This is a genomic window from Nonomuraea terrae (assembly GCF_004348995.1).
Taxonomy (GTDB): Bacteria; Actinomycetota; Actinomycetes; order Streptosporangiales; family Streptosporangiaceae; genus Nonomuraea; species Nonomuraea terrae.
Map to the genome: position 1 here is coordinate 59554 of NZ_SMKQ01000008.1, position 15842 is coordinate 75395.

Below are 15842 nucleotides of genomic sequence, written 5' to 3' on the forward strand. Positions count from 1 at the left end.
CCTTCTGATTGTGGCCGCCCGCGTATCGACCCCAGCCCTGTGAGGGTGTGCTGGACGCGTCGGTAAAGGGAGCGCGGGCGGTCCACCCCATCTCACCTACCGACCCTTGGAGGCCGCTCTGTGGAGTGGACGCAAATCCCCGTCGTACAGCTGGGGGCATTGGGCGTCCTGCTTGCCGTTCTCTGGCTGGTGTTCCGCGGGCACCTCGTGCCGTCGACGCTCGTGCCGCGCTCAACGCTCGACGACGTCAGATCCGACAGGGACACCCGCCTCGCCGAGGCGAACCAGGACGCGGCCGACTGGCGGGACCTGTACGTACGGGAGTGCGAGGCACACGACCTCACCCGGCGGGCGCACGCCGAAGAGATCCGGGCGGCGCTCCTGGCCAGCACCGAAGGCGCCCAGGTGGCTGCTGTGCTGCTGGCTGAGATCCGATCCAGGCAGATCGAGGCAGGCTCATCATGACCGACCGCGATGACGAGAATCTGCCTGACATTGACGAAGCCCGCCATGCCGCCGACGAGTCGCTGCAGCGAGCCGAGCAGGAACTGCGCCTCGCGCGAGAGCGCGCCAGATGCACGTTGAGCCTCGCCGACCGTCTGCGCCGGCTGAGGGAGGAGAACGGATTCCACGAGATTCTCAGCGACGCGTTCGGAGGTGCCGGCCATGGCTGACCAGCTCTACCTGATCGGTAGCGGACTCCTGGTCGTGTCGGCTCTGCTGGCGCTCGCGTGTGTGGCGTCTCAGGCTTTGCTGGCCCGCTGGTGGGAGACCGCTGGCGGACGTCACGTGATGGGTTTCCAGGCTGTCCTGGCGGCGGTTCTGACGTTGTGGGCGCTGCGGGTGTGGATCCCCGACAGCGGTGTGATCCTCGCCCTGCGGTCTATCGCTTTCGCCGGCGTGCCCGCAGTCCTGGCGTGGCGGCTGGCCATCATCCTGCGCACCTGGCAAGCCAAGCGGCGCGAACATGCACAGAAGGGGCAGGATCGATGAAGCTTGTGAAGCGTTCCGAGTTCGGGTGGGGCTCCTCGGGGGCGTCCTACGCGAAGCCGGCTCGCGGCTTGGTCATCCACTATGACGGCTCGGACCAGGGGTTGGCGGGTAAGCCGCACAGCGCCTGCGTGACGTATTGGAAGAACACGCGCCGCTTTCACGTGGGCTCCGCCCGCCAGTGGGTGGATATCGGGTACAGCTTCGGCGCCTGCCCGCACGGCTACGTGCTGGAGGGCCGCGGCTTGAATCGCGCGCAGGCCGCCCAGCCGACCGGCAACACGACTTTCTACAGCGTGACGCTCATGGGTGGCCCCGGCGAGGAGCCGACCTTGGAGCAGATCAACGCTGTCCGTGAGCTGCGGGCGTGGCTGATGGACAAGGGCGTCGGCCCGCTGGTGAAGGGCCACCGGGACTTTTTCCCCACCTCGTGCCCGGGAGACCGCCTGTACCAGCTGGTCAAGGACGGCACGTTCGGCAAGGCACCGACTGAGGAGGACGACGTGGACGTCAACGATGTCTGGCACAAGGCCCAGATCAAGATGAACAAGGGCGAAGAGACGGAGTCGGAGCGGTCGCCGGCCGCGGTGCTGCAGGAGCTGGAGACCGAGCAGGACCGGATGAAGGTCCGGCTGGACAACCTGAACGGCAAGCTCGACGCGATCCTCGACAAGCTCGACGCGCTGACTCGCTGATCAAGGTGTTAGGAATCGGCTGATTTTATCAGCGCTTCCCTAACACCCTCCTTTTACCTGCGGCAACGCGGCAGGGTGCATGATTTTCCAACCTCAGATGAGAGGGCATTCACGCCATGATCAAGGTAGGTAGTGCCGCGAAGTCCATCGTCGCCGCGGCGTCCGCTGGTACGGCTTCGCTCTTCACCGCGATGGGCGACAACGTCATCGTGACCGGCGAGTGGGTGACCATCGCCCTGGCCGTCCTCGGCGCGCTCGGGATCACGTACGCGGTGCCGAATGCCGCGAAGTCGGATCAGAGGTGAGCAGCGGGACCTTCCTTGCGCTGCTCGGGCCGTTCGTCCTGGCGTGCTGTGCGCTCGCCGGTCTGGTCTGTCTTGCACTGTACCGCTGGGAAAAGGGTTGGCTTGCTCTTGCGTTGGCGCTCGGAGGATGGGCGCTGATCACCGTGGTGATGGGCCTGCTCTCGTACAACCTGAGCGCATAGATGACGACGCCCGCCTCTTCGTTGCCTTAGGGCAGCGGGGAGGCGGGCGTCTTTCGCGTTGTACGGCTACGCGGCAGCAGGATCCCTCAATCGTGGGGCTACCAGCTTGTCGAGGTTGTCGATGATGAACGCTTCGATCCGATCCCGCTCCTGAGGGTCGGTCGTGGTGACGCCTTGCATGAGGAGGTCCAACAGGAAGGCGTCCACGTGCTCTCGCCGGTCGATGATGTTCTCTCGCATGGCGACCTCGGCGCCCTGCTCGCGGCACAGTCCACACCAGGCGGTGCCTTGCCTCAGGCTCACCCTTAGGTGGGTGTCGCACATGGGTGCGGTGACGAGGTGCTCGTGGACGCATCCCATCACGCTGATGCGGGCCGCGTTGTTCGGGCACGGGCCCGGCGTTACCCAGGGGTGGTCGGGGTCTTCGTCGATGACGCTGGCACAGGAGATCTCGATGTGGAGCGGGCCGACCATCTCGTGCATGTCGGGAACGGAGTCGATGTGGATGCCGAGACGGTCGGAGATCTGCTGCCTGGTGGTGATGCCCAGTTCGGCGAGGGCCTTGGATGTGTCGCGGAACGAGATGAAACGGAACGCGTCCAGGCTTGTTAGAGGGATGTTCAGGACTGGCATGGCTCCTCCATCCGAGTCAGGCGGCGTCTGCCCACACGATGATGTTCGCGACGTAGTGCGAGGTCGTCTTGTCGAACGCTCCTCCGCAGGTGATGAGCCGCAGCGCTGGCCCGTCCGTCTCTCCCCAGATCTGCTTGACGGGCAGGGCGGTCTTGGCGGTCTGCTGCTTGCGCCCGGCGACGAACTCGTGCGTCTTGCCCTGCTTGTCGGTGACGAGGATCTTCGCGCCCTTGCTGAGGGTCTTGAGGCGGGCGAACACGTCGGGTCCGCTCTTGCTGTCCACGTGGGCGGCGATCACAGCGGGACCGTCCTCGCCGGGCTTGGGCCCTTCCTCGTACCAGCCAGCGCGCCCGAATGCCGGCGTCTCCATGCTGCCGTCCTTGGCGAGCCCGAGCGGCACCAGGCGGGCGTCCACGCCGATGGAAGGGATACGGATCCGTGCGGGCTCTGAGACTGTGCGGGCGGGCGTGCTGGGTGTGGCGACGGTGGACGGCTGATCCGCAACGCGAAATGGCTGAGACGGTCCAGGAGAGGCTTCCGCGCCGCAGGCGGACGTGAGGACCAGACAGGCGGCTACGACGGCGAGACGACGCATGAGGGCTCCAGAGGTAAAGAGAAGGCTGGACGGCCCACACGGGACCGCCCAGCCGAAGGGGGACTAGCGGGTCAGGCCGCCGAGACCGGTGTCCACGCGGGCGGGAACCGGGATGTTGTTCACGACCACGACCGGAGTGGTCGGGGTGGCGCTCGGCGTCTGGCAGTCCGGGGTCTCGGAGACGACGAACATCCACTCCGCCGCGGCGCCGTCCTTCAGCGTGTAGCCGTCGGCCGCCTCAGCGGTGAGGGAGACGTTGCCCGCCTCCACCGTGTACCGCTTGCCCTGCTCCACCGTCTTGCCGCTGGCGGTCTTGTAGACGACGCCGGCGACCTCGGGGATGGCGATCGAGGCAGTCTTGTCGTCGCAGGTGGCCTGCGTCAGCACCGGCGCCGCCGGCGTGGCCTCCCGCACCTCGGGGGTGTCGGTGGGGCTCGTCGTCGGCGACGGGCTCACGGGAGGCTCGGTCGGCGTGGGGCTCGGGCTGGGGCACGCCGCGGCCTTGTCGACGGTCAGGCGCCACCGCTCATCGCCCACCAGCCGGTAGCCGTCACGAGCCTCCGCGGCCACCCGGTAGACGCCCGGCCGCACCTTGTACTCGCCGGGCCGCCACGCCTCGCCGTTCACCTGGTAGGTGACGCCGTGCTTCGCCGGCACGGTCAGGGTGCCGCGGCTGGTGCCGCACTCGGGCTGGACCACCTTCGGAGCGTCGGGCGTCACCCGGGCCAGCGGACGGTTCAGGAACGACACCGGGCGGCCATCGACCCGCAGGTCCGACACGACCACCTGGCCGGGCTTGCCGTTGTCGTACACGACGCCGGCGGCGCCGATGCGGCCGTTCGCCGGCACCTTGAAGGTGACGACGCCGTTGCTGCCGCACTGGGTGCCCGCAGCGAGATTCTGGTCCCACGAGTTCGTGACGACGCCCTGCGCCTCCACGTAGACGCGGGGAGCTCCACCGTCGCACTTGGCGTCGCCCTGCAGGACGTAACGGAACGAGACCACGTCGCCAGCCTGGACGAACATGTCGAGGTTGGCGGTCTCGACGCTGGTGTTGCCGCCGACGAGACGAACCGTGTTGGAGTTGAGGATCTTCGACGGGCTGTTGGCAACCCATCCGGTAGCGGCGTGGGCGCTGGTGGCCAATCCAGCGACGACCAGCACGCCTACGGCCGCAGCCGCAGTGAGTCTGCTGAGCATTCGAATGTGCCTCTCGGGATGCCGGTCCTCGGGTGGGGCCGGTCGTGGCGCGGCAGCCTCCGTCCGTGTCGGGCGTGGCGGCATGCCAGCCGTATCTGATTGTGCACTATGACCAGTCATCGACGCCGATTAGCGGAAATCTGTACAGCCGATGCGCGTATCCTTGGACGAGTTGCTCAGTCGGGAGGGCTGGCGGCGGATGCGAGAGGGGCCGGGCCACCTACGGGTGGCCCGGCCCTTTCTGCGTTGTACGGCCACCTGCGCGGCGTAGCCTGATGTACGCACGGGGTCGGGTCGCCTACGGGCCGCTCGGCCCCTTTTTCGCGCAGGAAGGAGCTCCGGTGAGCGAGCCACCCGAGACCGTCGTATGGCATGACGGGCGAGACGTGTACGTCTACCCGGGCGGGGACTCCTTCTACGTGGACGAGATCGAAGCCATACGGGCCGGCGTGGAGGAGCGGCGCAAGCAGCCGCTCAAGGCCGACAACCTCGACGAGCTGAGGGCGAAACTAGAGGCGCTCCGAGACTGGTCATGCTGACCCCGGCGACGTAGCTTGTTCGCGGGACCTCTGGTGCCGCCGGCATGGAACGAGAAGCCCGCCTGCCCCTTCCGGGATAGGCGGGCTTCTTCGTGTTGTACGACCTAGGCTCGCCGCACCCGTCGAGAGCTGAGACTGATCACGTTCGTGATCCGACGACTTGGGAGTTCGGACCCCGTGGCGTGCCGTGCGAGTACCTCTTCCGCGAAGGCCGGCGTCCAGTTTGCGGCGCGTGCCAAGCCTTGTGCCGGGTGGGGTCCAAACAAGGTCTCCGCCATGGCGCGAAAGCCTCGAGGCTTTGTCGGAGAGATAGCAGCTCGTTCTCGCAGCCGCTCGCCTCGGGCAGCCATCTGCTTGAACAAGCTGGTGTACCGGTGGTCGTCGATTCGTCCGAGGCGGCGAGCGGTGCGAATGAGCGCTGCGATGGACACCCCCCATCGCCGTTTGAGCAGGGCGAAGTCTTGGAGGGTGGGATGTGCAGGGATTTCCTTCTCCATCGCGGCCAACGGGGTGAGGAAGTGCATGGCGAACTCGTCGGCCTCCTGCTCCAGGGTCTTGCTGGCGCCGGCGTCGCGATGCAGTAGAGCGTGCCCAAGCTCATGCGCCGTTGACCAGAGCTGACGATCGCCCGCGTCTGTGTCGAGGAGTGCAAGGACCGGCTGTTGACCGAACCACAGCGAGAAGGCGTCGCGTCGCGTGTTCGGGATGGGAAGGGCGACTACTAGGAAGCCGGCGTGCTCGAGAAGCACGGGTAGGCCGAGGGCGGCATCATGAGGCCCCAACCCGAGGGCGTCTCGCGCTGCCTGCGCTGCCGCTTCGGGAGAGGTGCCGAGCGCGTGCGACTCGAGCCTTAGCGGAGGTCCTTCGAGCTGCTCGAGCATTGCCAGAGCTGCCTCGGCGACAATCTCACCGCCGCGCTTGGCCTGGTTCGACTCCTTCACGCTCATGCCTGCTCGAGCCCGGAAGTGAGTGGGTAGCCCGTCGAAGGCGACGCGCGGCCCTTGCTGAAAGAACTCGACCGGGAAGCCGGTCGTGGTAGCGAGCTGCGTCAGCACATCCATCGGCAGCTCGGTCACGTCGCGTTCAGCGTTAGACAGCGTGCCCTGGCTGATCCCGATCTCCGCAGCCAGGGCCTTCTGGGTAAGCAGGCAGAACTCGCGCGCTTGAGTAAGCCGAGTTCCGTAGATCACTGTGCCTCTGCCTCCCCGTTCCCAGTCTTGTCGTCCCGGCGACGGTACTGCAGATCTTCAACCTGGGTGTAACGGCCCAGCAGCGGGACGCGCCAATCGATGGCTACGTGCCCGTTCTCCACGCCGATAGGTCTGACCAGGTCGAATCGCAGGATGGTGGGCCCTTCGGCTGTCCACTGGATGATGACGTGGTTCTTCTGCGGCTTGCGCTGCTCCATCTCGTCCAGTCCGAGGTCGAGCTCGTCGTCGCCGATGAGGGGGATCTTCCGCTCGGAGACCTGGCTGATGAACCTACGCCGTGCTTCGGTGGTCGGCCTGGGGATCTTGAAGTCGGTGGTGTGCCAGACCCGGATGATGTCCTCGGGCAGGTGCAGGATGAGGCCGCTCATGGGAAGGCCAAGGTCATCCTCGTCCTCGAGTTCCGGGTTGAGCTGCTTGAGTTCCTCGACGGCCTCCCGCCGTGTCATGTGCCGGTAGAAGTGGATGTCGCCGGCAGGCTTCCACCCTCTGTCGTCGTGCACGTAGTCGGCGGTCTGGAGGCCTTTCTCCAGCGCGCGGAAGACCTCGAGGCACGCGGTTTCCAGTCGGGCGGAGGTGGCGTCGGAGGAGTCGTCTCTGATCACGTGATTAATCATATTCCTAGAAAATACACACCCGCTAGTCGAACACGCCGTGATCGATGCTGCGACAAGGCGGTCCGTAACCATTCCTTAGAGCCAAGAATCTGGGGCGGTCGTCGAGTCGCACGGGTGTTCGGGACTAGGATGCGCGCGTGGCCGACTACGACATCCCCGACGACTTGCTGCAGCTCAAGGTGGACTTTCTCGCCGCTATGGCTCGCTGTGAGGAGATCGCAAAGCGGTTGCCGTCCGCGGTGGCGGTGCTCGCGCAGGAGGCCGAGCCTGATCCGGCGCTGCAGGCGGAGTATGACCAGGAGCGCGCCCGGCGACTCGACATCGTGGTGCGGATTTATCGGCACCCGTGGTGGGAGACGGTGAAGGAGACCCGGCATCAGGCGGATATGGCGTTGCTGGCCGCGGCCAAGGAGGCGCTCGCGCGTCAGGAGTCTTGACCGTTGGTGGCGTCCGCTGCCGGCCCGGTCAGTCCTTCGGGTGGCTGCTCGTCCTGCGCGAGGAGGTAGGCGAGGCGCTCCTCCGGAGTCATGTCCACCCATACGGGGCGTAGGACGGGGTCTTCCTCGGGGGGTACGTCGCTCATGGGCGCCATCTTCGCGTGAGGGTGTGATCGCTGGCAGGCCGTTGGGCGATCAGCGTGGGGCCCCTGGTTGGGCCGGGAAATCCACCACTTCCACCAGGTCGGCGAGGTCGACGTGCCGGGTGACTTGGGCGATGGTTGCGCAGTAGCCGAGCAGGTAGCGGCGGCCGTTCGTCTTCTGGGTCACCTTGAAGCGCTGCCTGTCGTTGAGGGTGATCACCTCTATGGTGATGCCTCGGGGTCCGCGCCAGCAGTGCATGGCAGCAGGCTAACGCCGAATCGGACAAAACGGCATAGTCTGGACATGCGAAAGCCCCGGCCCGCGGGGAAGCGCGGTCGGGGCTCTCACGTGCTGATCAGGTCAGCCCAGCGACGGTGCCAAGCCGTAGTGCGCCCTCACTGTGTCGGCCACGCGCACCACCGGGTTGTCGTCTTCCGGACCGTCGCCGGGCCAGCCGCAGTCGAACGTCTTGTCGATCACATCCTTGGCGTCGAGGTGCCTGTACTCGGGCCGCTGGAGAAGTTGGTCCAACTCGGAGGTGAGCTCCTCCGCGATGACTTCGGTGTACTTCGCGCACACGCGCAGGCCGGCGAGCACAGCCTCATGCTTGGCGTTGTGGTACGGGGTGTCGGGCCGGTTCTTCAGAACCATGATTTCCTCCGGGTGATGAGCGGGGTTTCGATCTCGAAAGGGTTAAGAGGGCGTGGCGCTTGCTGGCGGGAGTGGTCACGCTTGAGCGGCCGGGGCGTACCTGTCGATGTCCTTCACGGCCTCGATGAGGGCGCCGTCGATGTTCTCAGCGATCGTGTGAAGCTCGCTCGCGGTGATGTGCGGCATCGATGCGCGCACGGTGGCCAGCATGGAATCCATCGCCGTCTTCATCGCGTCCACGGCCTTGGCGGCGGCTTTCACTTTGGCTGCCTTCGCGTCCGGCTGCTCCAGGCCGACCTCGTAGAGGTGGTCCATTGCTGCGCTGAACCTTTTGACAGCGTCCTGGATGTTCTGGGTCATGATCGGTTTCCTTCGGATTGGCGCGGATGGAGCTGGCTGCTCCGGGCACCCGCCACGGCCCCCGCGGTCGTGGCGAGCACCCGCAACAGCCGCTCACCTCTGGCGTTCGACCCCGGCTGCGTCCAGCCATTGCTGGCCCTGCCTGCCGGCCAGTACCGCGGCTGGAGCTGACGCCACCTCCAGGGCTGTCGACGCGAACGAGGTGTGGGCTTCCGCCGCCGCGGCGAGGGCTGAGACCTTTGCCCAATCGCTTTCGCGGCGGGCCTTGGCGAGCTCGTCGAGGCAGTCCGCCGCCTCGCTGAGGTGCTCGGGTCCGGTCATTCGTCTAGCCATGGGAAGGCCTCCTAGGACTCGTTGGGAACCATCTGGTAGACGTCGCCCTTCTGGCGGGCGACGCCGGCCTTGGTGAGGGCACGGAGGGCGGCAGGGATCTCCGAGAGGGGCACGTTCTCGCCGATCTGCTGGCGGACGGCGGCGCACACCTTGCCGACCTCCATCGGCCCGTTCAGCAACGCCTTCTCGACCGCGGCCTGTACGTCGCCAGACGTCGGCTGGGACGTCTTGGACTCTGAGTGTGCGGGCTTCGTCTGCCGCGGGTCACGACCGCGCGTCTTGTGGTGGCGGTACTCGTCCATCCAGGCGAGCGTCCGTTCCCCAAGCTGGCCCGCCGCGGGAGTGGAGGCGATACCGAACGCGTCACGCACGGGCATCATGCGCGCCGTGGCGCCCGGCCGGCGGTCGACGCCAGTCAGGTAGCCGAGGCCGTGAGTTTTGCTGCCGTCCCGGAAGTACTCGGGAAGCTTGGACGGGTCCGAGGGCAGGCCGACCATGCCGTGGTCCTGCGACGAGCCTGTACGGAGCGCTGTGAGGCTGCCGCCGGACAGCAGGTTGGAACGGAACGACTGCTTGTTGAAGAAGTTGTCCAGGCCCAGGTTCTGGTTGACCACGAGCAGGCCGCCGCCGGCCTTACGCCAGGTACGGACCCCAGTGGACAGCAGCTCGTAGCCGAGGGCGCCGAACGGGCCGTCGAGGAACAGCTTCAGCTCCTCGACGCAGACCAGGATCATCGTCATGCCGTTCAGGTCCGGGTCGCCCGGCAGCAGGTACGGCTTGCCCTTGCGCTCGCGACCCAGGTCATCGACCCAGGGGGCATGTGCCACGTAGTGGGCGCGCTTGGCCATGACGAAGTCGAACATCTGCAGGTTCTCGTACGTCGCCTCGTGCCCTTCCCCGTAGATGGGGGTGCGGCCGGACCAGTCCGGCTGAGAGCTGCCATCCTGCGGGTCGAGCAGCGCCGTGGCGATGAGCGGGCACCGGTGGGCGAGGGCAAGCAGAGCGGACACGTGCGCGGACTTACCGGAGCCGGTGTCGCCTGCGACGACGCCCATCTGCGCGCCACCGGACGGCGTCCAGAACTGCCGGCGGGCGGGCTGCAGGTCGAAGAACGTGCCGACTCTGGCGATGCCCGTTTTGGGGTCGATTGCGGCGCCGGAGTCTTCCAGCCAGATGGTTTCCTGCAGGTTGGATTCGGACCGGATGACGGTCACTCGTGCGCGGGAGGCGTCCCCGTCGCCGCAATCCTCGACGGCGACCCGCGAGGGGTGCACCTGGTTAGCCGACGCGATTGTCTCCACAGCCGCAGGCAGGATCATCTGCGAAAACCGGGTGGTGCCGGGCTCGCCGACGATGATGCCGGTGTAACCGTTCGGGACGGGCTCGACCTGCTCCAGCGCGGTCACCTTGAACGCTTGCGGGCTGGAGTTCGGGGCGACCCGCTCCTGCCACAGCGCCACCTCGGGCGCCACTGCGGCGGTTTTCTGCTGCGCGGGCTGGTCCTTCGCCGCGGGAGCGACCTTGGGGCGGGGGCGGCGCAGCACGCCCAACACGTACGGCACCGAGAGGATGATGCCGGCGATCCACAGCAGGAGCGCCACCCATCCGTACGGGCCGAACAGGCTCGCCGCCGCTGCCCACAGCACACCGGCCGCGACGTTGACGATCGGCAGGTCCTGGCCGCGTCGTTCGGCGTTGCCGAGCACGACAACGGCGGTGGCGGTGATGACGCCGACGCGGATCAGCGGATGCGCCTCAAGGGCGTCGGCCGCCCACGCGGTCGTGTGGAGGGTGGCCAGCCACGCCACGGGCTGCAGCAGCGCGAGCTTGCCCCGCTCGTGGTGAGCGACCCGGCGGGCGGTGCGCAGCACGGCGTCGGCCCGGTTCGGCTGGGCCTGAGGGCTCGCGTCCGCGGCTGGTGCGGTCACCGTGTCGTGACTGGACATGGGGTTTCTCCTCGGAGGGTTAGTTGTTCGCGACTTCGAGGGCGCGGTTGGCGATGCGCTCCGCAACGCCAGCGGCCTGGTTGAGCAGGTCCTGCAGCTGGGCCGTCTCGCCGAGCAGGTCGGAGTTCTCGTTGAGGATTTCCGCCATGGAGGCGGCGAGGTTCTCGCTGCCGCTCATCTGGTTCCGCAGCTCCTGCGCGAACTCCTGGTGGGCGGTGGCGTAGCTGGTCAGGCCTGTGGCCTCGGTCTGCATCTCGGTTCCTTCCTGGACGGGTTCCGCCTCCGGGCTGGGGGCGGGTTCGGGTTGCGGCTTGCTGTCGTCGGCCGGTTCGGGCTGAGAGGTAGGCTTCTGCGCTTCGGGCGCGGGCTGGTCAGTCGCAGGCGGCGGGGCGGGCTGGTCGTCGCGCTTGACGACGACCGCCTCGATCACCTCGCCGTCGACGGGCTGGGAGTCCTTCCACTGCCGGTAGCGGTCTCGGCCGCCATCCCACGCTGACCGGCGGATGCGGTTCGCCGCGGCGATGGTCTTGCACGCGCCGTACGTGGCGGCGAGACCCCATGACGCCCACCGGCGAGGGTTGATCGCGCGGGGGTTGCCTGCGCGGAGCTTCTGCTGGGCGAAGGTGTAGCCGTCACGGAACTCGCGGACGGCCTGGCTCTTGCCGGCCTCCCACGCGCCTGAGGCGGCGGCTCTGGCGTCGGGGCGGCGCCACAGGACGCCGCCGCACACGATCGCCGCGATGAGCAAGGAGAGGAGGAAGATGCTCATCGCGTGTCCACACGCGAGGTCAGGGTCTGAACGTTCGTCTCCACCAGGTCAGCCACGTAGCCGAAGGTGGTGTCCCCGGTGAACAGGACGATGGTCAGCAACGCCGGCAGAGCGAACAGGTTCCACGGCTTGTCGAGCTTCTTGTCGGACAGGTCCGCGGCGGTGGCGATGCCGAAGCCGCTCCCCAGGATGAGGGCGATGCTGCCGACGATCAGAGTGGCGACCATGCCTGCACCTGCGGCGAGTTGGGCGACCCACGCGGCGATACCCACCAGGCCCAGCCCTGCCAGGAACATGAGGGCGCCCATGACGGGCCACCACTTGTCGCGCTTCTTGAGCTGGAGCGCGGAGTAGAGGAACACGGCGGTGGCGACCAGGCCGCCAAGGATGAGACCCATGGTTGGTCCTTTCAGAGGAAGAGGGCGATGAAGGCGATGAGCAGGCCGGTGCCAGCCAGCAGGCTCGGATAGCTGATGATCAGGAGGAGGAGGTGCGCCACGGCGCTGACCGCGATGACGGGGGCGCCGTAGATGGCGTACGGGATGCGCAGGATCAGCGCGTCCTTGATGTACGGCTTCGGATCAGTCCAGAACTGGCGGGCCAGATCCGCGACCGGGCGGGGGCGCATCCCGAGGAGGCCGTCGCCGATCCACGCGGCACGCCACCCGTCGGCAGTCCGCTCCAGCGCCGGCCGTACGGCCAGGGCCAGCGCCAGAGAACGCTTCTGATCGGCGGCCGACTCCTCAACAGGCGCGGGCACAGAGTGGGGAAACAGCACCACCTCGGCCGGCTTCTCCGCAGGCGCCTCGCCTGGCAGGTCCAGCTGGAACAGGTCACGCGCTGGCACGGGACTTACCTCCTCTCTGCGACATCAGATGGGCGTGGTGCTTGGCGTTGAGTCCGGACGCGAACGACATGAGCTGGTTCGCGAGGGTGAGTCCCTGCTCGTGCGCTTTCGCCGCGTCCCGGCGGTCCAAGTGCTTGAGCTCGGCTACCGCCCACCAGGCCGCCCACCAGAACCGCATGACGCCGTTCTTCTCGCGGGCGATGCGGTTCTCGTGGAAGGTGCGGCGGGTCTGAGGGCCGGTCTGGCGCTTCTGCGACAAGGGGACTCCTCCGTTGCGGATAGTGAGGTTGACAAGGGCGGTTATACTCGCGCGCGTAACGCTTCTGTGCGCGTTACGTAACGCTTCTGCGTTAGGGGGCCTCTCGGCAGGGTTCGGCCGGCTCGCAGGACGTCTCTCCATGGCTTGCCGATCGGTTACGGGTTGTGACCATCACGAGGTCACCTCCAACAACCAGCCGTCGAGATCGATCAGGTCCTTCTCGCGGCCGAGGGGCACCAGCCGGAAGGTGGCGTCGATGAACGCCTCCAACTTCACCCGCTCGGCGTACAGCTCCTGGCGGCGGCCGTTGAGGGGCAGTGTGAGAGTGATGTAGTCGCTGTCGACGATGTGCGGCTCGATCCGCACTGCGCCGTCGCCGGTCGGCTTCTCCAGGCCGTCGATGAGCAGCGCCCTGCCGAACAGGACCTTGGTCACGTGGCGGCCGTCGCCGCGCGGGAGCACGAGCTCAACGGCGAACGGATCTGACAGCCGGTAGACGAGCGAGGCCGCGTACGGCTGTTCGTCGTGGCGGTCCGCCACCCACAAGATGGCTGGCCGGTGCACGAAGTTGGTCTTCACGCCGACACCTCCGCCGGCTCCGAAGCGTCCGAGTCGGCGACCGATCTGGTCGGTGCGATGACCGTTCCGTCTTGTTCGAACGTGTAGCCCTGAGCGGTCATCCGCTTCTGCACTTCCTGGACGCGCTTGAGAGCCCAGGTTTCGCTGAATCGGAACCGCTCCGCGACTTCGGTTTTCGAGGGGCGCCGACCTTCACCGTTTCTGCCACGGCACCTTGCACGGATCCACTCGCGGGCCTCGCGATTGTCCTGCTCGTCGGGCCTTTCGCGGTCGCCGTCGGAGTCGCCGTCTCGGTCGCGGGTTCGGTCGCCGAAATCGGTGTCGTCGGCGACCGTGAGCGCGACCGGTTGCGCGACCGTCAGGGGGGTGGCCGGAGCGACCATCGCCGGTCGCGTGATCGGTCGCGTCTCGGTCGCGTCGGCGGCCGGGGAAGCGACCGCCGGCGCGACCGAAGTTGTCGGCTCGCTGCTCTCCACGCCACGCATGCGGCGGGTCGTCCACGCCCTCAGTTCGGCGAGCGCCTGAGAGCCGGTGTCCGGCTCGGCGGGTTCGGTGGCGGCGTGTGCTTCCGCGATCGCCTTCGCCCGCTCGACCGCTTCAGCGGTAGCACCGTCGATGGCCGCGGCCCGTACGGCGGCGGCGTGGTACGCCTTGTGTACGGCGAGGGTGATCTGGTGCTTCAGCGTCGTGACGGCTTCGGCCGCGCAGAACACCATGATCGGCGGCACGGAGTGGAGCAGGATCAACGCCGGGTCCAGGACCGTCCACGCCGACCACGTGTTCATCGCGTACGTGAGCGCGAGCGCCGTCCACTTGGTGCGGCGGATCCACCGGCCGGCCTTGATCCGCTGTCGGGCGATGATCTGCTCGCCGAGGAGGACGCCGACGAGGACGAGGGACACCATGGGGTCGAGCAGCCAGGCGATCCACCACCCGATCTCTTCCTGGGTGCTGCCCTGGGCGGCGAACGACTGGACGTTCGCCATCGTGAACGCCAGCCCGAGGATGAGCCCGGTCCAGATCAGCCGGTCGACGCGGGTCCGCAGCCGCTCGATGCGGAGGGCGACCACGTCCGGGTCGGTGTCGTAGGCGCGCACGTCGGCAGCGGCTTTCGCCGCGGCGGCGAGCTTCTGCGCCCGCGTTGGGCGGCGCCGCTTGGCCCAGTCGTTGACCGGGCGGTCCGGCGGGCCGTGCTGGCTACTGTTCATCGCTCCGGTTCCAATCAGGGGAAGGTCGGTCGTTGGCGCCCGCCCGGGACTCGCACGCCGGGTGTCTGCTGGCCGGTCTGGGGTGGTGCCCCGTCCGCGGGGCTCTGTGGGTGGATTCCGCCCACGGACGGGGAGTGGTGTCGCCCGGCTGCCGAGCCGCAGGGTTACCGCGGTGGGATGCGGCAGCCGGGCAAGTCATCGCGAGCCTCGCCGTGGGCTGCAGGTGGCGCAGGTGCATCCGTTCCTGACCAGGTTGGGGCGGTCGGACGGGCGCATCGCGGTGCACGCCTTCATCGCCTGGTCGAGGGTGGCGAGTGTCGCCTTGATCTGGTCGGCGGTCATCGGGCCACCTCCTGGGAGGTCTGCTCGTGACGGATCTGCACATCGGCGATCCGCCCGCGGATGGCCGCAGCGATAGGCCGCGGCACTGCCCGGCACATGCCGGCGTGGTCGTTGGCGTCCTCGCGGGCTTCCTGCTCACGGCGGAACCCGGGGTCGTGGTAGGTGTCGCCCTCACGTCCGTAGGAGCCGCAACCGTGGCAGCGCCAGTTGTAGCCGTCGATCTCGTACGGCTTGCTGGCCCCGTACGGGGCGCCCCTGTGGTCGAAGGTGGTGGTGAACCGCTGGCGGTCCAGGTCGACCATGGCGCCGCCGAGAGTGACGAAGCGGGCGACGAGGGTCGTGGGCCAGTCCTCAGCCTGCTCGGCTGCTCTCCGGCGGATCATCGGGCCACCGCCTGACGGGGCACGTACGAGCGGAGGTCGATGACGTCCGCCGGCATCGGCAGGCCGGCCTCGTGGCGGACGGCGGCGACCCGCTGCAGGATCGACAGCGCCCCCTGGAACAAGGCGTCCGTTTCGGTGACGATCCGCTGCTGCTTCTCGCTCGTGAGAGAGACGACGTTAGGGCCGTGTGACATCATGGTGAGCGTCCTTCCGTAACCGGACCGGTGATGGGGGACACGCGAGTGGGCGGCTTCGTCTTGGCGGATGAGGGCCGCCCTTCGCATGTCTTGGGGGATCGCGTTCATCAGATCGCGACCTCTTCCTGCTCGGCTCCCCACTTGGGCGTGGCCAGCAGTGCGTCTACAAAGGCGCGCGGGACTTGCTTCCTGCTGCGCACTGGCACGTGCGGGAATTCGCCGCTAGCGACAGCGCGCCGGACGGTCACAGGGGAGACGCCGAGCAGTTCGGCAACCTCGGGTATCGGCAGTGCCTGCCGCCTGTCCTCACACGTAGCGCTCTGATCGCTCAAGGTGGCTCCCTATGGCACTGATCGCTCTTAACGCTCTCTGGTAGGTTGATGGTAGGGCGACCAAAGGCCATCCACAAGCCTTACGGGGTTA

29 protein-coding genes are annotated in these 15842 nt (G+C 67.5%); 8 read left to right on the forward strand and 21 right to left on the reverse strand.

Annotated elements, in window-relative coordinates:
- Positions 1-120 precede the first annotated feature (120 nt).
- From E1286_RS05260 to E1286_RS05285, 6 genes are all read left to right on the forward strand, one after another.
- Positions 121-465, forward strand: coding sequence for a hypothetical protein (locus tag E1286_RS05260; RefSeq protein ID WP_132609230.1), 345 nt, complete (start codon positions 121-123; stop codon positions 463-465).
- On the forward strand, positions 462-674 hold the full coding sequence (locus tag E1286_RS05265; RefSeq protein ID WP_132609232.1) for a DUF7620 family protein: 213 nt from the start codon (positions 462-464) through the stop codon (positions 672-674). The genes E1286_RS05260 and E1286_RS05265 overlap by 4 nt, the downstream gene beginning before the upstream one ends.
- On the forward strand, positions 667-993 hold the full coding sequence (locus E1286_RS05270; RefSeq protein ID WP_132609234.1) for a putative phage holin: 327 nt from the start codon (positions 667-669) through the stop codon (positions 991-993). Before E1286_RS05265 ends, E1286_RS05270 begins: the two co-directional genes overlap by 8 nt.
- Positions 990-1685, forward strand: a complete 696-nt coding sequence (locus E1286_RS05275) for a peptidoglycan recognition protein family protein (RefSeq protein WP_132609236.1) — start codon at positions 990-992, stop codon at positions 1683-1685. The genes E1286_RS05270 and E1286_RS05275 overlap by 4 nt, the downstream gene beginning before the upstream one ends.
- A gap of 116 nt (positions 1686-1801) precedes the next feature.
- Positions 1802-1990, forward strand: coding sequence for a hypothetical protein (locus E1286_RS05280; RefSeq protein WP_223189565.1), 189 nt, complete (start codon positions 1802-1804; stop codon positions 1988-1990).
- Positions 1987-2172: a hypothetical protein gene (locus E1286_RS05285; protein ID WP_132609238.1), complete on the forward strand. Its 186-nt coding sequence runs from the start codon at positions 1987-1989 to the stop codon at positions 2170-2172. Before E1286_RS05280 ends, E1286_RS05285 begins: the two co-directional genes overlap by 4 nt.
- 66 nt (positions 2173-2238) lie before the next feature.
- On the opposite strand, the gene E1286_RS05290 is transcribed toward E1286_RS05285, so the two are convergent.
- From E1286_RS05290 to E1286_RS05300, 3 genes are all read right to left on the reverse strand, one after another.
- Entirely contained in the window at positions 2239-2805 is a 567-nt protein-coding gene (locus E1286_RS05290; protein ID WP_132609240.1) for a hypothetical protein, read from the reverse strand.
- Positions 2806-2821: 16 nt separating this feature from the next.
- On the reverse strand, positions 2822-3400 hold the full coding sequence (locus E1286_RS05295) for a class F sortase (protein ID WP_132609242.1): 579 nt from the start codon (positions 3398-3400) through the stop codon (positions 2822-2824).
- 63 nt (positions 3401-3463) lie between these two features.
- Positions 3464-4564, reverse strand: a complete 1101-nt coding sequence (locus tag E1286_RS05300) for a hypothetical protein (protein ID WP_132609244.1) — start codon at positions 4562-4564, stop codon at positions 3464-3466.
- A 377-nt stretch (positions 4565-4941) separates the two neighbouring features.
- Here E1286_RS05300 and E1286_RS05305 point away from each other — a divergent pair, with 377 nt between their 5' ends.
- Positions 4942-5139: a hypothetical protein gene (locus tag E1286_RS05305; RefSeq protein WP_132609246.1), complete on the forward strand. Its 198-nt coding sequence runs from the start codon at positions 4942-4944 to the stop codon at positions 5137-5139.
- Between the two features lie 104 nt (positions 5140-5243).
- Here E1286_RS05305 and E1286_RS05310 read toward each other — a convergent pair whose 3' ends face one another.
- Both E1286_RS05310 and E1286_RS05315 read right to left on the reverse strand, forming a co-directional pair.
- A complete protein-coding gene (locus E1286_RS05310) occupies positions 5244-6329 on the reverse strand; it encodes an XRE family transcriptional regulator (protein ID WP_132609248.1) in 1086 nt (361 codons plus the stop codon).
- On the reverse strand, positions 6326-6952 hold the full coding sequence (locus E1286_RS05315) for a hypothetical protein (RefSeq protein WP_132609250.1): 627 nt from the start codon (positions 6950-6952) through the stop codon (positions 6326-6328). Before E1286_RS05315 ends, E1286_RS05310 begins: the two co-directional genes overlap by 4 nt.
- 149 nt (positions 6953-7101) lie before the next feature.
- Here E1286_RS05315 and E1286_RS05320 point away from each other — a divergent pair, with 149 nt between their 5' ends.
- The gene (locus tag E1286_RS05320) at positions 7102-7401 is read left to right on the forward strand and encodes a hypothetical protein (RefSeq protein WP_132609252.1); all 300 of its coding nucleotides are present in this window, start codon (positions 7102-7104) and stop codon (positions 7399-7401) included.
- On the opposite strand, the gene E1286_RS47580 is transcribed toward E1286_RS05320, so the two are convergent.
- The 16 genes from E1286_RS47580 to E1286_RS51890 form a co-directional block, all read right to left on the reverse strand.
- Complete coding sequence (locus E1286_RS47580; RefSeq protein WP_165969579.1) at positions 7389-7547, reverse strand: hypothetical protein; 159 nt, start codon at positions 7545-7547, stop codon at positions 7389-7391. The genes E1286_RS05320 and E1286_RS47580 overlap by 13 nt on opposite strands.
- Positions 7548-7596: 49 nt before the next feature.
- Positions 7597-7764 (reverse strand): hypothetical protein, encoded by a 168-nt coding sequence (locus tag E1286_RS47585; protein ID WP_165969580.1) that lies wholly within the window; start codon positions 7762-7764, stop codon positions 7597-7599.
- 141 nt (positions 7765-7905) lie between these two features.
- Positions 7906-8196: a hypothetical protein gene (locus tag E1286_RS05325; protein WP_132609254.1), complete on the reverse strand. Its 291-nt coding sequence runs from the start codon at positions 8194-8196 to the stop codon at positions 7906-7908.
- A 75-nt stretch (positions 8197-8271) separates the two neighbouring features.
- The gene (locus E1286_RS05330; RefSeq protein WP_132609256.1) at positions 8272-8556 is read right to left on the reverse strand and encodes a hypothetical protein; all 285 of its coding nucleotides are present in this window, start codon (positions 8554-8556) and stop codon (positions 8272-8274) included.
- 93 nt (positions 8557-8649) lie between these two features.
- A complete protein-coding gene (locus E1286_RS05335; RefSeq protein ID WP_132609258.1) occupies positions 8650-8877 on the reverse strand; it encodes a hypothetical protein in 228 nt (75 codons plus the stop codon).
- Between the two features lie 23 nt (positions 8878-8900).
- Positions 8901-10760 carry a hypothetical protein gene (locus E1286_RS05340; protein WP_132609260.1) on the reverse strand — a complete coding sequence of 620 codons (1860 nt, stop codon included), beginning with the start codon at positions 10758-10760 and terminating at the stop codon, positions 8901-8903.
- A gap of 94 nt (positions 10761-10854) precedes the next feature.
- A complete protein-coding gene (locus E1286_RS05345; protein WP_132609262.1) occupies positions 10855-11604 on the reverse strand; it encodes a hypothetical protein in 750 nt (249 codons plus the stop codon).
- Positions 11601-12002, reverse strand: a complete 402-nt coding sequence (locus tag E1286_RS05350) for a hypothetical protein (RefSeq protein WP_132609264.1) — start codon at positions 12000-12002, stop codon at positions 11601-11603. The genes E1286_RS05345 and E1286_RS05350 overlap by 4 nt, the downstream gene beginning before the upstream one ends.
- Positions 12003-12013: 11 nt before the next feature.
- Positions 12014-12451, reverse strand: coding sequence for a hypothetical protein (locus tag E1286_RS05355; RefSeq protein ID WP_132609266.1), 438 nt, complete (start codon positions 12449-12451; stop codon positions 12014-12016).
- Positions 12438-12710: a hypothetical protein gene (locus E1286_RS05360; protein WP_132609268.1), complete on the reverse strand. Its 273-nt coding sequence runs from the start codon at positions 12708-12710 to the stop codon at positions 12438-12440. Before E1286_RS05360 ends, E1286_RS05355 begins: the two co-directional genes overlap by 14 nt.
- Positions 12711-12881: 171 nt before the next feature.
- Positions 12882-13289, reverse strand: coding sequence for an SsgA family sporulation/cell division regulator (locus E1286_RS05365; protein WP_165969581.1), 408 nt, complete (start codon positions 13287-13289; stop codon positions 12882-12884).
- On the reverse strand, positions 13286-14497 hold the full coding sequence (locus E1286_RS47590; protein WP_165969582.1) for a hypothetical protein: 1212 nt from the start codon (positions 14495-14497) through the stop codon (positions 13286-13288). Before E1286_RS47590 ends, E1286_RS05365 begins: the two co-directional genes overlap by 4 nt.
- Positions 14498-14692: 195 nt before the next feature.
- Complete coding sequence (locus E1286_RS47595; RefSeq protein ID WP_165969583.1) at positions 14693-14839, reverse strand: hypothetical protein; 147 nt, start codon at positions 14837-14839, stop codon at positions 14693-14695.
- Positions 14836-15222 (reverse strand): hypothetical protein, encoded by a 387-nt coding sequence (locus E1286_RS05370; RefSeq protein WP_187368119.1) that lies wholly within the window; start codon positions 15220-15222, stop codon positions 14836-14838. The genes E1286_RS47595 and E1286_RS05370 overlap by 4 nt, the downstream gene beginning before the upstream one ends.
- Positions 15219-15416, reverse strand: coding sequence for a hypothetical protein (locus tag E1286_RS05375; RefSeq protein ID WP_132609272.1), 198 nt, complete (start codon positions 15414-15416; stop codon positions 15219-15221). Before E1286_RS05375 ends, E1286_RS05370 begins: the two co-directional genes overlap by 4 nt.
- Positions 15417-15526: 110 nt before the next feature.
- Entirely contained in the window at positions 15527-15751 is a 225-nt protein-coding gene (locus E1286_RS51890) for a helix-turn-helix domain-containing protein (RefSeq protein ID WP_132609274.1), read from the reverse strand.
- Positions 15752-15842 lie beyond the last annotated feature (91 nt).

Coding starts and splice junctions, on each gene's coding strand:
- E1286_RS05265 (WP_132609232.1), top strand. CDS start 462: ATGACCGACCGCGATGACGAGAATCTGCCTGACATTGACGAAGCCCGC.
- E1286_RS05270 (WP_132609234.1), top strand. CDS start 667: ATGGCTGACCAGCTCTACCTGATCGGTAGCGGACTCCTGGTCGTGTCG.
- E1286_RS05275 (WP_132609236.1), top strand. CDS start 990: ATGAAGCTTGTGAAGCGTTCCGAGTTCGGGTGGGGCTCCTCGGGGGCG.
- E1286_RS05280 (WP_223189565.1), top strand. CDS start 1,802: ATGATCAAGGTAGGTAGTGCCGCGAAGTCCATCGTCGCCGCGGCGTCC.
- E1286_RS05290 (WP_132609240.1), bottom strand. CDS start 2,805: ATGCCAGTCCTGAACATCCCTCTAACAAGCCTGGACGCGTTCCGTTTC.
- E1286_RS05295 (WP_132609242.1), bottom strand. CDS start 3,400: ATGCGTCGTCTCGCCGTCGTAGCCGCCTGTCTGGTCCTCACGTCCGCC.
- E1286_RS47580 (WP_165969579.1), bottom strand. CDS start 7,547: ATGAGCGACGTACCCCCCGAGGAAGACCCCGTCCTACGCCCCGTATGG.
- E1286_RS05325 (WP_132609254.1), bottom strand. CDS start 8,196: ATGGTTCTGAAGAACCGGCCCGACACCCCGTACCACAACGCCAAGCAT.
- E1286_RS05330 (WP_132609256.1), bottom strand. CDS start 8,556: ATGACCCAGAACATCCAGGACGCTGTCAAAAGGTTCAGCGCAGCAATG.
- E1286_RS05335 (WP_132609258.1), bottom strand. CDS start 8,877: ATGACCGGACCCGAGCACCTCAGCGAGGCGGCGGACTGCCTCGACGAG.
- E1286_RS05345 (WP_132609262.1), bottom strand. CDS start 11,604: ATGAGCATCTTCCTCCTCTCCTTGCTCATCGCGGCGATCGTGTGCGGC.
- E1286_RS05350 (WP_132609264.1), bottom strand. CDS start 12,002: ATGGGTCTCATCCTTGGCGGCCTGGTCGCCACCGCCGTGTTCCTCTAC.
- E1286_RS47590 (WP_165969582.1), bottom strand. CDS start 14,497: ATGAACAGTAGCCAGCACGGCCCGCCGGACCGCCCGGTCAACGACTGG.
- E1286_RS47595 (WP_165969583.1), bottom strand. CDS start 14,839: ATGACCGCCGACCAGATCAAGGCGACACTCGCCACCCTCGACCAGGCG.
- E1286_RS05370 (WP_187368119.1), bottom strand. CDS start 15,222: ATGATCCGCCGGAGAGCAGCCGAGCAGGCTGAGGACTGGCCCACGACC.
- E1286_RS05375 (WP_132609272.1), bottom strand. CDS start 15,416: ATGTCACACGGCCCTAACGTCGTCTCTCTCACGAGCGAGAAGCAGCAG.